14 protein-coding genes are annotated in these 12,909 nt (G+C 65.1%); 9 read left to right on the forward strand and 5 right to left on the reverse strand.

From position 1 onward, the window contains the following. Window positions 1-180: 180 nt before the first annotated feature. Window positions 181-672 (reverse strand): 5-(carboxyamino)imidazole ribonucleotide mutase, encoded by a 492-nt coding sequence (purE, locus tag ACXAJT_RS05480; RefSeq protein WP_475233649.1) that lies wholly within the window; start codon window positions 670-672, stop codon window positions 181-183. A 219-nt stretch (window positions 673-891) separates the two neighbouring features. Between purE and ACXAJT_RS05485 the strand changes: the two genes are divergently transcribed. Further along, a complete protein-coding gene (locus ACXAJT_RS05485; protein ID WP_475233650.1) occupies window positions 892-1,821 on the forward strand; it encodes an L-lactate dehydrogenase in 930 nt (309 codons plus the stop codon). A 25-nt stretch (window positions 1,822-1,846) separates the two neighbouring features. On the opposite strand, the gene ACXAJT_RS05490 is transcribed toward ACXAJT_RS05485, so the two are convergent. From ACXAJT_RS05490 to ACXAJT_RS05500, 3 genes are all read right to left on the reverse strand, one after another. Next, a complete protein-coding gene (locus ACXAJT_RS05490) occupies window positions 1,847-2,347 on the reverse strand; it encodes a type III secretion system chaperone family protein (protein ID WP_475233651.1) in 501 nt (166 codons plus the stop codon). A 453-nt stretch (window positions 2,348-2,800) separates the two neighbouring features. After that, window positions 2,801-3,367, reverse strand: coding sequence for a DUF3859 domain-containing protein (locus ACXAJT_RS05495; RefSeq protein ID WP_475233653.1), 567 nt, complete (start codon window positions 3,365-3,367; stop codon window positions 2,801-2,803). After that, a complete protein-coding gene (locus ACXAJT_RS05500) occupies window positions 3,367-4,965 on the reverse strand; it encodes a phosphoenolpyruvate carboxykinase (protein WP_475233655.1) in 1,599 nt (532 codons plus the stop codon). The genes ACXAJT_RS05495 and ACXAJT_RS05500 overlap by 1 nt, the downstream gene beginning before the upstream one ends. Window positions 4,966-5,347: 382 nt before the next feature. On the opposite strand from ACXAJT_RS05500, the gene ACXAJT_RS05505 reads away from it, so the two are divergent. From ACXAJT_RS05505 to ACXAJT_RS05535, 7 genes are read left to right on the forward strand one after another with little or no spacing between them, the layout of a single operon-like run. Further along, a complete protein-coding gene (locus ACXAJT_RS05505; RefSeq protein WP_475233657.1) occupies window positions 5,348-6,049 on the forward strand; it encodes a response regulator transcription factor in 702 nt (233 codons plus the stop codon). Between the two features lie 3 nt (window positions 6,050-6,052). Further along, entirely contained in the window at window positions 6,053-7,765 is a 1,713-nt protein-coding gene (locus tag ACXAJT_RS05510) for an ATP-binding protein (RefSeq protein ID WP_475233658.1), read from the forward strand. A 4-nt stretch (window positions 7,766-7,769) separates the two neighbouring features. After that, window positions 7,770-8,201 carry an HPr kinase/phosphorylase gene (locus tag ACXAJT_RS05515; RefSeq protein ID WP_475233661.1) on the forward strand — a complete coding sequence of 144 codons (432 nt, stop codon included), beginning with the start codon at window positions 7,770-7,772 and terminating at the stop codon, window positions 8,199-8,201. 2 nt (window positions 8,202-8,203) lie between these two features. After that, window positions 8,204-9,124, forward strand: a complete 921-nt coding sequence (gene rapZ / locus ACXAJT_RS05520; RefSeq protein WP_475233662.1) for an RNase adapter RapZ — start codon at window positions 8,204-8,206, stop codon at window positions 9,122-9,124. Then, the gene (locus tag ACXAJT_RS05525) at window positions 9,121-9,519 is read left to right on the forward strand and encodes a PTS sugar transporter subunit IIA (protein ID WP_475233663.1); all 399 of its coding nucleotides are present in this window, start codon (window positions 9,121-9,123) and stop codon (window positions 9,517-9,519) included. Before rapZ ends, ACXAJT_RS05525 begins: the two co-directional genes overlap by 4 nt. A 35-nt stretch (window positions 9,520-9,554) precedes the next feature. After that, window positions 9,555-9,836, forward strand: a complete 282-nt coding sequence (locus tag ACXAJT_RS05530; protein ID WP_475233665.1) for an HPr family phosphocarrier protein — start codon at window positions 9,555-9,557, stop codon at window positions 9,834-9,836. A gap of 36 nt (window positions 9,837-9,872) precedes the next feature. Continuing rightward, window positions 9,873-10,751, forward strand: a complete 879-nt coding sequence (locus ACXAJT_RS05535; RefSeq protein WP_475234159.1) for a lysophospholipid acyltransferase family protein — start codon at window positions 9,873-9,875, stop codon at window positions 10,749-10,751. A 148-nt stretch (window positions 10,752-10,899) separates the two neighbouring features. Here the strand turns inward: ACXAJT_RS05535 and ACXAJT_RS05540 are convergent, their stop codons facing one another. Then, window positions 10,900-11,775: a 3-hydroxybutyryl-CoA dehydrogenase gene (locus ACXAJT_RS05540; protein ID WP_475233667.1), complete on the reverse strand. Its 876-nt coding sequence runs from the start codon at window positions 11,773-11,775 to the stop codon at window positions 10,900-10,902. Between the two features lie 163 nt (window positions 11,776-11,938). On the opposite strand from ACXAJT_RS05540, the gene ACXAJT_RS05545 reads away from it, so the two are divergent. Then, entirely contained in the window at window positions 11,939-12,781 is an 843-nt protein-coding gene (locus ACXAJT_RS05545; RefSeq protein WP_475233668.1) for a DUF6473 family protein, read from the forward strand. Window positions 12,782-12,909 lie beyond the last annotated feature (128 nt).

Here is a 12,909-nt window from a genome sequence, read left to right on the forward strand (position 1 = left end):
AGCAAGGCCGCAGGCCGCAGGCCGCCGGGCGAGCGCCGGCCCGTCCGGGCGGGCTGGCGCTTGATCACCCAAGAGCAGCGGAACGATATCGCGCGAACGTGGCAGCCATAAAGCGCCGACCTCAATCGTTGCAGCGCCACCCCACGGGCCGACGCTCGCCCGGCTCGTACTACTGAAAGATCAGTCCCGCACGGGTTCTTCGGGGATCGACTCCGACAGCGCCTGGCGCCATGCGTCGAGCCGTTCGGCCAGCGCCGGGTCCTGCAGCGCGAGGATGCCCGCCGCCATCAGCCCGGCATTGGCCGCGCCGGCCGCGCCAATCGCCATGGTCGCCACCGGGAAGCCGCGCGGCATCTGCAGGATCGAGTAAAGACTGTCGACGCCCGAGAGCGTCCGCGTCTGTACCGGCACGCCGATCACCGGCACGCGGGTTTTCGAGGCCATCATCCCCGGCAGATGGGCCGCACCGCCAGCGCCCGCGATGATCACCTGCAGGCCGCGCCCGGCGGCCTCTTTGCCGTAGGTCCACAGCCGGTCCGGCGTGCGATGCGCCGAGACGATCTTGACCTCGTGGGCCACGCCCAGCTCGTCGAGCATCTGCGCCGCTTCCTGCATCGTGGGCCAATCCGACTGGCTGCCCATGATGATCCCGACCTTTACCTCTTCCGACATCTTCTGCCCTCATTGCCTGCGGAAAGCGGCACTATAGCCGCCCTGCCCCCGGTGTCCATGCGTCAGCCCTCCGCCTGCAGGGCCCTGCTCGACCCTGCGTGCGCTCTGGGCAACGCGCGGAAAACCACGGGTTTTCGCGTCAAAACCGTCGCGTGCGGTTTGGTTGCGTCACACAGCCGTGCCAAGCTGCGGCCAAACCTCGGGGAAAAGGAGACAGCCATGAAAGTCGGAATCGTCGGCGCGGGGATGGTCGGCTCGGCGGCGGGCTACGCTCTGGCGCTGCGCGGCGGTGCCAGCGAGATCGTTCTGGTGGACAAGAGCGAGGCGCTGGCCCGCGCGCAGGCCGAGGACATCGCGCATGCGGTGCCCTTTGCCAGCCCCTGTCAGGTGCGCTCCGGCGGCTACGAGCGGCTGGATGGCGCCGAGATCGTCATCCTCGCCGCAGGGGTGGCGCAGAAGCCCGGGGAGAGCCGCCTGAGCCTGCTGTCGCGCAACGCAGATGTGTTTGCGCAGGTCATCGAGGGGGTGCAGAAGGCCGCGCCGCAGGCGATGCTGCTGGTGGCGTCGAACCCGGTGGACGTGATGACGGAGGTGGCGCTGCGCGCCTCCGGGCTGCCCATCGGGCAGGTGATCGGATCGGGCACCATTCTCGACACCGCGCGGTTTCGCTCGCTGCTTGGCGGGCATCTGGGCATCGCGGCGCAATCTGTCCACGCCTACGTGCTGGGCGAGCATGGGGACTCCGAGGTGCTGAGCTGGGCTTCGGCCCGCGCCGGGGCGCTGTCGCTGGACGAGTTCGCCGATCAGGTCCGCGCGCCGATCACCGAGGCGGTCCGCAGCGAGATCGACGAGGCGGTGCGCCGCGCCGCCTATCGGATCATCGAGGGCAAGGGCGCCACGTGGTACGGCATCGGTGCGGGACTTGCGCGCATCGTGCAGGCGGTGCGCGACGACCAGCGCGCGGTGCTCTCGGTGTCGGTGGTCACGCCGAAGGTGGAGGGGGTGGAGAATGTCGCGCTCAGCCTGCCGCGCGTCGTGGGCCGCGATGGCGTGCTTGAGACACTGATGCCGGCGCTTGGGACCGGCGAAGCCGAGGCGCTGCGCGCCTCGGCCGAGATGTTGAAGGAAACCGCGCTGGGGATCGGCTGACCCCGGGCGCGGCCCTCACGGCCCCTCAGGCCCGGCCGTAGGCCTCGGCGATGGCGATCTGCAGTGCCTCGCCTGCGGTCTTGCCAGCCCATGCAATGAGCTGGAAGCAGGGGTAGTAGCGCTCGGAGGCTGCCACGGCGCCGCCGATCATCGTGTCGATCTGCTCGGCGCTCGCCACCTGACCACCGGCCAGAACCAGACCGTAGCGATAGACCATCAGCTTGGCATCGGGCCAGTAGCTGAACGCGCCTGCCCAGCACTGGTCGTTGACCCCGTTGAGCCCGGCGTAGATCTCGGGAAGCGAGTCCTCGGGCGGCTCCATCTCGAAGCTGCAGATCATCCGCAGCGTCTCGTCATAGGGCGACCATGCCAGCGTGATCGAATAGGTGCGCCATTGACCCACGACCGCCATGGCGATCTGGTCTTCGGCCACGCGGTCGAAATCCCATTCGTTGTGCTCGGCGAGGGTCTCGACGATATCGATGGGGTGAAGCTCTTCGCTGAGGAATTCTTCTGACAGTGCCATGCGCCACCTCTTATGGTTGTAGCTTTGGGGCTCGGCAGCGTCCCTAAAGCTAGGTGCCTGCTCTAGAGATTTGGGGTCAACCCCTTATCTCTTACCATATATGGTGCCTGTGGCGCGGCTCTTATGTAAAGCGAAATGTTCGCGACACCCGCAATAAGTTGTGGAGTGATCTGTTATTTAATCAACATGAAGCGTCCCCATATGTGGGCAAGCTTGGGGAGTCGCGGGGCCGCCGGAAGCAAGGTTGCGAGTCTTTTCAGACAGATGACTCCGGCCCCGCCACTGTGGATGAAATTGCCCGCGCGCGTGCGTCGGTCGGGGAGAAAACCAGCCGTTCCGCGGGCCGGCAAAGCCAGGTTTTGCGTGTTTTTGGGAACAATGAAGCCTGCGCGGGGCGGGGGCCCGGCGGGTTTTGAGTATTTGGGGAAAGATGAAGGTGTGGGCGGGAGCGGGTCAGGACATTGGCGCAGGGCCTGCGCAGGCGGCCAGAACCGGGGCGGCGGCCTCGGCTGGGACGACGGTGAAGTGCTGTTCCAACAGCCGCTCGCCGCCCGCCTCCAGCGCCATGGTCCACGGACCTTGCACCATTTCGTAGGGGTATTCGAAGGTGAAGAGGCTGAGCCCCGGCGCGCCCGGCGTGGCGCTGGTCAGCCAGCTTTCGCGCTCGATGGCGCGCGATCCCATCGGCGGGTGGGTGACCACCACGCGCAGCGCCATCGGCGGAGCGGTCTCGGCCAGCATGAAACGGATACCAAAGCTGATCCCCAGCGCCGCGGGAACAACCTGTGTGGCGATGTCGATCCGGCGGCCGGGCTGGACAAGGTTGATCACCCCCTGCTCGGTCTCTGGCGCCGGGCGCGCGCCTTCGGCGGTGATCTGGCAGATCACTCCCCGCTCGAGCAGCTGCATCGGCGCGGTGACGAAGCTCTGACCGGCAATTTCAGAGGATCCGGAAAAAGAAGGGCCGGCCCCGCCCAGAGCGGAACCGGCCAGCATCAGAATGAGCGCGAGAAGGCGCATCAGCCGATCGCGGCGGCTTTCACGTCATCGTCGATGTAGGGCACGTATTGCGCGAAGTTCTCGGCGAACATGCTCACCAGCTTTTCAGCCTGCACATCGAAGGCCTCTTTGTCGGACCAAGTGCGGCGCGGATCGAGCAGCAGTTCAGGCACGCCCTCGACCGAGACCGGCACTTCAAAGCCGAAGTTCGGGTCCTTGCGGAACTCGGCCTTGGCCAGCGAGCCGTTCAGTGCCGAATGCAGCAGCGAGCGGGTCGCCTTGATCGGCATGCGGTGACCGGTGCCATAGGCGCCGCCGGTCCAGCCGGTGTTGACCAGCCAGCAGGTCGCGCCGTGCTTGGCGATCTTGTCGCGCAGCAGGTTGCCGTAGACTTCCGGGCGCAGCGGCATGAAGGGCGCGCCGAAGCAGGTCGAGAAGGTCGGCTGAGGTTCGGTGACGCCACGCTCGGTGCCTGCCACCTTCGAGGTGAAGCCCGACAGGAAGTGGTACATCGCCTGCGCCGGGGTCAGCCGCGCGATCGGCGGCAGGACACCGAAGGCGTCGCAGGTCAGCATGATGATGTTTTTCGGATGCCCGCCGAGCGCCGTGGACGACGCGTTCGAGATGTACTCAAGCGGATAGGCGCAGCGCATATTGGCGGTCAGGCTGTCGTCTTCGAAGTCGAGCTCGAAAGTCTCCTCGTCGAAAACCATGTTCTCGATCACCGTGCCAAACTTCGAGGTGGTGGCGTAGATCTCGGGCTCGGCCTCGGCCGAGAGGTTGATCGTCTTGGCGTAGCAGCCGCCCTCGAAGTTGAAGGTGCCGCGATCGGACCAGCCGTGCTCGTCGTCGCCGATCAGCACGCGCTCGGGGTCGGCAGACAGGGTGGTCTTGCCGGTGCCCGAGAGGCCGAAGAAGACGGCGGTGTCGACCGGGTTGTTCGGCGCGTGGTTGGCCGAGCAGTGCATCGCCATAATGCCCTTGAGCGGCAGCATGTAGTTGAGCAGCGTGAAGACCGACTTCTTGTTCTCGCCGGCATATTCGGTGCCGCCGATGAGGATGGTCTTCTTGTCGAAGTTCAGCGCGATGACGGTGTCGGAGCGACAGCCATGCTTGGCCGGGTCGGCCTTGAAGCTGGGGCAGTTGATGACGGTGAAATCGGCGATGAACTCATCCAGCTGCTCGCGCTCGGGGCGGCGCAGCATGTGGCGGATGAACAGGCCGTGCCATGCCAGCTCGGTCACCATGCGCACCTTGATCGAATGCGCCGGGTCGGCGCCGCCGGTGAGGTCCTGCACGTAGTAGTCGCGGCCCTTCATGTGCTCGAGCATGTCAGCGTGCAGCGCGTCGAAGCCCTCGGGCGTCATGGCGCGGTTGTTTTCCCACCAGATGTTGTCTTCAACCGAAGGCGTTTTCACCACATGCTTGTCCTGCGGCGAGCGGCCGGTGAACTTGCCGGTGGTGACGTAGAAGGCCCCGCCTTTGCCCAGCGTGCCTTCGCCGCGCTTCAGGGCAGCCTCGATCAGCGCGGGCTCCATAAGATTGTAATAGACATTGCCCAGCCCTTCGATCCCTTGATCTTCAAGCCGGAATTGCGGGTTCACCCGTCCAAATGTCATCTGCCAAGCTCCTGTAGCCGCGATAATCGGCGGCGGTAGTCAATCGGGGCGGCGCATCAGAGGCCGTCCACCGGCAGCGCCCGCCACCGGTATCAGTGGCTTTAACATGCTGGGAACGATCAAGAACAGGACGCATCCACCGAGTTAGCGCAACCAAAATCGCTTTAGCGTTAGCATCGCTTGCGGCTAGCGTTACCATCGGTCATCGACACGGCAGTTGCACTAGAAAGGTGAGACATTTTAGCCATTCGTTACGCTATTTCCGCTGCAATTAAGTCGCAGCTCTGGTCTGATTCGCCGCGGGGGATTGTTGCGCAATCCGAAACTTCGCATAGTGCGCGGAAAAAGAAGGCTTTACAGAGCAGTACAAGGATGAAGTGCTATGTCTAAAATCGCCCTGGTGGACGATGACAGGAACATCCTGACATCCGTGTCCATGACACTCGAGGCGGAAGGGTTTGAAGTCGAGACGTATAATGACGGGCAGTCTGCGCTGGATGCGTTCAGCAAGAAGATGCCTGATATGGCGGTTTTCGACATCAAGATGCCACGCATGGACGGGATGGATCTGCTGCAGCGCGTGCGACAGAAGTCGCGCATGCCGGTGATCTTCCTGACCTCCAAGGACGACGAGATCGACGAGGTGCTCGGCCTGCGCATGGGGGCGGACGATTACGTCAAGAAGCCGTTCAGCCAGCGCCTGCTGGTCGAGCGCATCCGCGCGCTGCTGCGCCGTCAGGAAGCGCAGGAAGGTGAGGTGGTAGGGGACACCGAAGAAACCAAGCTGATGACCCGCGGCTCGCTGACCATGGACCCGCTGCGCCACGCGGTCAGCTGGAAGGGTCAGGACGTCTCGCTGACCGTCACCGAGTTCCTGCTGCTGCAGGCGCTGGCGCAGCGTCCCGGCTTCGTCAAATCGCGCGACCAGCTGATGGACGTGGCCTATGACGATCAGGTCTACGTCGACGACCGCACGATCGACAGCCACATCAAGCGCCTGCGCAAGAAGATGCGGACCGTCGATGCGGATTTCTCTGCTATCGAAACCCTGTACGGTATCGGGTATCGTTACAACGAAGAGTAAACGATGGCCCTGGCCGAGAGGATGTTGATGCGCGACGAAAAGTCGGGCGAACGACCTGATGCCGATGTTGTTCTGGGTGACGATTGGGTCGCGCCGGACAGCACGGTCGAGCAGGAATTGCGCGACAGCCGGGCCCGCCGCTCGCTGTTTTCGCTCAACCGTTCGCCGCTCACGCGCAAGATCATCACCTTCAACCTCATCGCCCTGAATGTGCTGGCGGCCGGGATTCTCTGGCTCAACTCCTCGCGCGATACGCTGGCGCTGCAGCGCGCCGATGCGACGCTGGCACAGGCCGAGATGATCTCGCACATGTTCGAGCTGCAGCTGCCAGAGGGGGCGCCGCTCAGCCTCGGCTCGGCGGACGGTCTCGATGTGGCAGCCACGCTCGAAGGGCTGAACCTGCGCCGCGGCGCGCAGGTGATGGTGTTCGACAGCGGCAACTTCCTCGTCGGCGAAACCAGCGGCCCGCCCCACGATACGGCGCCCGCCGGGCGCGAGACGATTATCTCTGACTTCCTCGATCAGCTGTGGCGCGGCGTCTCTGGCCTTTTTGCCTATTTCAGCGAAGAAACCTCGCTCGGGCTTGAAGACCAGCTGCGCCAGCAACTCGAAGCTGGCGATCCCGCCGTGCCGCGGGTGGAAAGCGGCACCGGCAGCATGGCCGAGACGTTGTTCACTGCCTTTTCACCGATCCTGCAGGGTGGCAACGTCATCGGCAGCGTCGCCCTTGTGTCGCCTGCCCCCGAAATCGATACCGCCGTCGGCGCCGAACGCGAGCGCGTGCTGCAGATGTTCGTCATCGCCACGCTGGTGTCGATCGGCCTGAGCCTGGTGCTGGCCTCGACCATCGCCAACCCGATCTCCGATCTGGCCGACGCCGCAGAAATCGGCCGTGACCGCAACAAGTCGCAGGGGAACTCGCGCCGGATCCGCATACCCGACCTGACCGCCCGTCCCGACGAGATCGGCCGCCTGTCGGGCGCGCTGCGCGGCATGGTCGCGGCGCTCTATGACCGGATCGACGCCAACGAACAGTTCGCCGCCGACGTCGCACATGAGATCAAGAACCCGCTCGCCAGCCTGCGCTCGGCGATCGGCAGCCTGCGCATCGTCAAGAAGGAAGAGCACCGCGACAAGTTGCTCAACGTGATCGAGCACGACGTGCGCCGCCTCGACCGGCTGGTCTCGGACATCTCCAACGCCTCGCGGCTCGACTCCGAACTGGTCAAGGAAGAGGAGCAGGAGTTCAGCCTGCTTGAGATGCTCGGCAACCTCGGCCAGTTCCTTGGCGAGGATGCGCGCAAGAAGGGCATCGAGTTCATTACCGACCTGCCGGAAAAGCCGATCTCGATCAACGGGCTGGAGCCGCGGCTGGCGCAGGTATTCGTCAACCTGATCACCAACGCCATCTCGTTCTGCGAGGATGGCGACGCGATCCGCGTCTGGGCCCGCCGCCGCGACAACCGCGTTCTGGTGGTGGTCGAGGACACCGGTCCGGGCATCCCCGAAGAGGCGCTGCAGAAGATTTTCAAGCGTTTCTACTCGCAACGCCCCGAGAATGACTTCGGCAACAACTCCGGGCTTGGCCTTGCGATCTCGAAACAGATCGTCGAGGCCCATGGCGGCGTGATCTGGGCCGAAAACATCCGCCCGACCGAGGCCGACATCACCTCCGAGCCTCTGGGCGCGCGCTTCGTCGTCGGCCTGCCGATCTGATTTCATGACCATGCCCGAGCCGCTCATCCTGCACGCCACCGCCGTGGCTGTGGCGGGTCGCGCGCTGCTCATTCGCGGGCGATCCGGTGCGGGAAAATCCGGTCTCGCGCTCGAGATGATGGCCCGCGGGGCGCAGCTGGTGGCGGATGATCGGGTGGTGCTGACGCGCGAAAACGGCACCCTCTGGGCCGCGCCCCCTGCCCCGATCGCCGGGCTGATCGAAGCGCGCGGTCTGGGCCTGCTGCCCGCCGAGCACCTGCCGCGCGCCGAGGTGAGCGCGCTGCTCGATCTCGACATCGCCGAGACCGAGCGCCTGCCGCAGCGCCGCGAAATCGTGCTGCAGGGGCAAAATCTCCGCTTGCTTCACAATGCCGCGCATCCCTATTTTCCCGCAGCACTTGTTCAATATCTGAAGGGTGCAGCAAGGGATCCGTAGCCATGGACGACTCGCCAAAAGCCCCCCAGCACGTGGTGCTGGTCACCGGCCCCTCAGGCGCCGGGCGCTCCACCGCGATCAACGCGCTGGAGGATTTCGGCTTTGAAGCGATCGACAACATCCCGCTGGGGCTCATTCCGCGGCTGCTGGACGGACCGGCGCTGAGCCGACCGCTGGCGCTTGGCGTCGACATCCGCAACCGCGATTTCGCCGTTGAAGGGCTGCTGGACCTGCGCCGTGCGCTTGATGGGCGGCCGCTGGTCGAAGCGCAGTTGCTCTACCTCGATGCCGCCCCCGACGTGCTGGCCCGGCGCTATTCCGAGACCCGCCGCCGCCACCCGCTGTCACCCGACAGCGCCTATACCGATGGCATCGCGCGCGAACTGGCGCTGCTCGAGCCCGCGCGCAGCGCCGCCGAGATCCTGATCGACACCTCAGAACTGAGCCCGCACGATCTGCGCGCGCAACTGGCCGGATGGTTCGCGCAGGACGAAGCGCAGCAACTGGCGGTCTCGGTGCAAAGCTTTTCCTACAAGCGCGGCCTGCCACAGGGGCTCGACACAGTCTTCGACTGCCGCTTTCTCGACAATCCGCATTGGGTGCCCGCGCTGCGCGCCAAGACCGGGCTTGACCCGGAGGTGCGCGCCCACGTGCAGGCCGATCCGCGCTTTGCGCCGTTCATCGACAAGATCGTCGGCCTCGCGCTTTTCATGCTTCCGGCCTGCACCGAAGAGGGCAAGGCGCATCTGTCGTTCGGCTTTGGGTGTACCGGCGGGCAACATAGGTCTGTTATGGTGACGGAAACCGTCGCCCGCGCCCTTGCGGAGCGCGGCTGGCAGGTGTCAACTAGGCACCGGGAACTCGAGCGCCGCGGCCAGACCGCCAAGGGCGTGGCAACTGGAACGGAAAGGTCGCAAGCGTGATCGGCATCGTGATCGTGGCGCATGGGGGGCTGGCGAAGGAATATCTCGCAGCCGTGGAGCATGTGGTCGGGGTGCAGCCCGGAATTATGGCGATCTCGATCGAGGCCGATCACGATCGCGGCAAGAAGCAGGCCGAGATTTGCCGCGCCGCAGATGCGGTGGATACCGGCGGCGGCGTGGTTCTGGTGACCGATCTCTTTGGCGGATCGCCGTCAAACCTCAGCCTGCTCGCCTGTCAGCCCGAAAATCGCCGCATCCTGTACGGCATGAACCTGCCCATGCTGATCAAGCTGGCCAAAACCCGGCAACTTCCGGTGCCCGATGCCGTGCGCGGCGCGCTCGAAGCGGGGCGGAAATACATTGACAGTCAGAACGTCAAACCTGATGCCGTCTGAGGCCGCGCAACGGCCAAGCAATCAAGAGACCCACCATGAGTGATACATCGGTTCGCCGCGTGCTGAACATCGTCAACGAAAAGGGGCTTCACGCCCGCGCCTCCGCCAAGCTGGTCGAGGTGGTCGAAGGGTTCGACGCACACGCCGAAGTGTCCAAGGACGGGATGAGCGCCGGTGGCGACAGCATCATGGGGCTTTTGATGTTGGCAGCTTCCAAGGGAAGCTCTATTGAGGTCGAGACCTCCGGTCCGGATGCCGAAGCCCTCGCCGATGCGCTCGAGGCGCTCGTGGCGAACCGGTTCGGAGAGGACAACTGACCCCCGGATGGGTGCATGAAAGAACAGGGGCGGAAGATGCTCGACAGCCATGAGGCCACGGCCAATCGGGAGACTTCGGTCAACCCGGTCCATGCGCCTTATGACAAGCGCAAGCTGAGCTACGCCAACACGTTCACCAATCCGTGGAAGGCCAACACCATCCGTGCGCTGGAGTGGCTGACCGGCAAGATCCCGATGATCCGGCTGGTGCGCAAGTTCGAACGCGCGGGCGTGCCCGAGGGGCAGGCGTTCTGGCCGCAGGCGCTGAAGATGATGCGCATCGACCTGCAAACCCCCGCCGAGCAGATTGCCCGCATTCCGCGCAGCGGGCCGGTGATCGTGGTGGCCAACCACCCGCACGGGCTGGTCGACGGGATGATCCTTGCCGAGCTGATCGGGCGTGTCCGCACCGACTACAAGATCCTCACCCGCTCGTTGCTGACCGGCGTGCAGGAGATCGGCCAGTTCATGATCCCGGTGCCCTTCCCGCACGAGGAAAAGGCCCGCGAGCAGAGCCTCGAGATGCGCGCCACGGCGATGGACCACCTGAAGCGCGGCGGGGTGATCGCGCTGTTTCCCTCGGGCGTCGTGGCGGCGTCGGAAAACATGTTCGGCCCGGCGGTCGAGGCAGGCTGGAACCCGTTCACCGCCAAGATGATCCAGCGCTCGGGCGCCACGGTTCTGCCGATCTACTTTCCCGGCCAGAACAGCCGGGCCTATCAGATCGCGAACAAGCTCTCTCCGACGCTGCGCCAAGGCCTGCTGATCCACGAGGTGATGCACGCCTGTGGCAAGCCGCAGGCACCGGTGGTCGGCACGCCTGTCAGCCCTGACGAGCTCAAGAACTGGACCGGCAAACAGCGCGAGTTCGTCGCTTGGCTGCGTGAGAAGACGCTGGCGCTGAAAGAGCAGTAACCCCCTCGCCAGTCTGCAGCCAGTCTGCAGTAAGCGCGCCGCACTCCGACAAATAGCAAGAGAGGGGGCGCTGCCCCCTCGCCCGTGCCGGGCTCACCCCCGGCGTATTTTCATAAGAGAAGAAGCCGCGGGCTTCGGCGCGCCGGCCTCAGCGGGTCGGGACCGGCTCGTCACCGCGGTAGTCGTAAAAGCCGCGCTTGGTCTTGCGGCCCAGCCAGCCAGCCTCGACGTATTTTGTGAGCAGCGGACAGGGACGGTATTTGGTGTCGGCCAGCCCGTCGTGCAGCACGTTCATGATCGCAAGGCAGGTGTCGAGGCCGATGAAATCGGCCAGCTCCAGCGGGCCCATCGGATGGTTCGCGCCAAGCTTCATCGCCATGTCGATCGAGCGCACGTTGCCGACGCCCTCATAGAGCGTGTAGACAGCCTCGTTGATCATTGGCACGAGGATGCGGTTGACGATGAAGGCCGGGAAATCCTCGGCCGAAGCGGCGGTCTTGCCGAGGTTCTCGACCACCTGCAAACAGGCCTTGTAGGTCGGCTCGTCGGTGGCGATGCCGCGGATCAACTCGACCAGCTGCATCACCGGAACCGGGTTCATGAAGTGAAAGCCGAGGAACTTTTCGGGCCGGTCGGTGCGCGACGCGAGCCGGGTGATCGAGATCGAAGAGGTGTTCGAGGTCAGGATCGTGTGCGGCAGAAGATGCGGCAGCAGCCCCTCGAAGATTTTGGTCTTCACCGCCTCCTGTTCGGTGGCGGCCTCGATCACCAGATCGGTGCGGGCCACCTCGACCGTGTCGAGCGTGGTGGAGATCTTCGCCAGCGCCGCGTCGCGCGCCTCGGCGGTGACCTTCTCGCGGCTGACCTGACGGTCGAGATTGCGGGTGATCAGCGCCAGCGCCTTGTCCAGCGCCTCTTGGCTGACGTCCGACAGGCGCACCTCGTAGCCCGACAGCGCCATGACATGGGCAATGCCATTGCCCATCTGTCCTGCGCCGATGACACCGATGCTCTTGATTTCCATGGGACCTACCCCGCTTTGATGCGCGGCAACCTTATGCGCCCGCCCCCGCCGGCTGCAAGCCGGGGCCGGGCAATTTTTGCGCGCTTTTTCGCATTAGCAAATTGTTGGGGCGCGGCGGCGATCCTGCGCTCCGGGTGAATGGGAATCAGAATTGGGGGGCGTCATGTCCTATGCCGACTCCGTTGCGGGTGCGCTTGAGTATTTCCCCTGCCGCTATGGCCGGTCGCGCATGCTGTTCCGCGGACCGAAACGCGATCTGCAGGTGCCGTATCTGGCGTTTCTGGGCGGCGCGGAAACCTATGGACGCTTTGTCGAACAGCCGTTTCCGGCTCGGGTCGAGACAGCCCTCGCCGAGGCCGGGCAGCCGCGGTCCTGCGTCAACCTTGGCGCGGTGAATGCGGGCATCGACCTGTATCTAGGGGACCCGGCGGTGATGGCGCTGGCCGATCAGGCCGATCTGTGTGTGCTGCAGGTGATGGGGGCGCAGAATATGTCGAACCGCTTCTACGGGGTGCACCCGCGGCGCAACGACCGCTTTCTGCATGCCTCCGACCGGCTGCAACAGCTCTATCCCGAGGTGGATTTCACCGAGTTCCACTTCACCCTGCACATGCTGGGGCGGCTGCGGGAGATCTCGCCGCAGCGTTTCGCCGAGGTCACCGCCGAGTTACGGCTCGCGTGGGTGGCGCGGATGAAGCACCTGCTGACCCTACTCGGCGGACGGGTGGTTCTGCTCTGGGCCGCCGGGCATGTGCCGCCCGACACCCATGTGGACGATCTTTCCGCCAACCCGCTTTTCATCGAACGCGGCATGATCGAAGCGCTGCGCCCGCGCGCCGCCGCGGTGCTGGAACTTCCGCTGTCGCAGGACGCGCTGGCTGGCGCGACCGAAGGCATGATCTTCGCCGATTTCGAGGCGGCGGCGGCGGCGGAATCGCTGCGCCCTGCTGGCCATGCCGAGATCGCGGAGGCGCTCGTGCCCGCTCTGGTGCGCCTGCTGCGCTGAGCACTGCGGCAGGTCACATCTCGGTGGCGGCACTAGCGGGACAGGCGACATCCGCCTGTGACCTGCGCCGCGCATCTTGGGCACGACGCCACGGCGATTTGCGCCGGATCAAGGCGCGGCAGGTCCAC

Source organism: Salipiger sp. ABF4_146, assembly GCF_056161345.1.

Coding starts and splice junctions, on each gene's coding strand:
- ACXAJT_RS05535 (WP_475234159.1), top strand. CDS start 9,873: ATGCTCGACAGCCATGAGGCCACGGCCAATCGGGAGACTTCGGTCAAC.
- ACXAJT_RS05545 (WP_475233668.1), top strand. CDS start 11,939: ATGTCCTATGCCGACTCCGTTGCGGGTGCGCTTGAGTATTTCCCCTGC.
- rapZ (WP_475233662.1), top strand. CDS start 8,204: ATGGACGACTCGCCAAAAGCCCCCCAGCACGTGGTGCTGGTCACCGGC.
- ACXAJT_RS05505 (WP_475233657.1), top strand. CDS start 5,348: ATGTCTAAAATCGCCCTGGTGGACGATGACAGGAACATCCTGACATCC.
- ACXAJT_RS05510 (WP_475233658.1), top strand. CDS start 6,053: ATGGCCCTGGCCGAGAGGATGTTGATGCGCGACGAAAAGTCGGGCGAA.
- ACXAJT_RS05495 (WP_475233653.1), bottom strand. CDS start 3,367: ATGCGCCTTCTCGCGCTCATTCTGATGCTGGCCGGTTCCGCTCTGGGC.
- ACXAJT_RS05540 (WP_475233667.1), bottom strand. CDS start 11,775: ATGGAAATCAAGAGCATCGGTGTCATCGGCGCAGGACAGATGGGCAAT.
- purE (WP_475233649.1), bottom strand. CDS start 672: ATGTCGGAAGAGGTAAAGGTCGGGATCATCATGGGCAGCCAGTCGGAT.
- ACXAJT_RS05515 (WP_475233661.1), top strand. CDS start 7,770: ATGACCATGCCCGAGCCGCTCATCCTGCACGCCACCGCCGTGGCTGTG.
- ACXAJT_RS05530 (WP_475233665.1), top strand. CDS start 9,555: ATGAGTGATACATCGGTTCGCCGCGTGCTGAACATCGTCAACGAAAAG.
- ACXAJT_RS05500 (WP_475233655.1), bottom strand. CDS start 4,965: ATGACATTTGGACGGGTGAACCCGCAATTCCGGCTTGAAGATCAAGGG.
- ACXAJT_RS05485 (WP_475233650.1), top strand. CDS start 892: ATGAAAGTCGGAATCGTCGGCGCGGGGATGGTCGGCTCGGCGGCGGGC.
- ACXAJT_RS05490 (WP_475233651.1), bottom strand. CDS start 2,347: ATGGCACTGTCAGAAGAATTCCTCAGCGAAGAGCTTCACCCCATCGAT.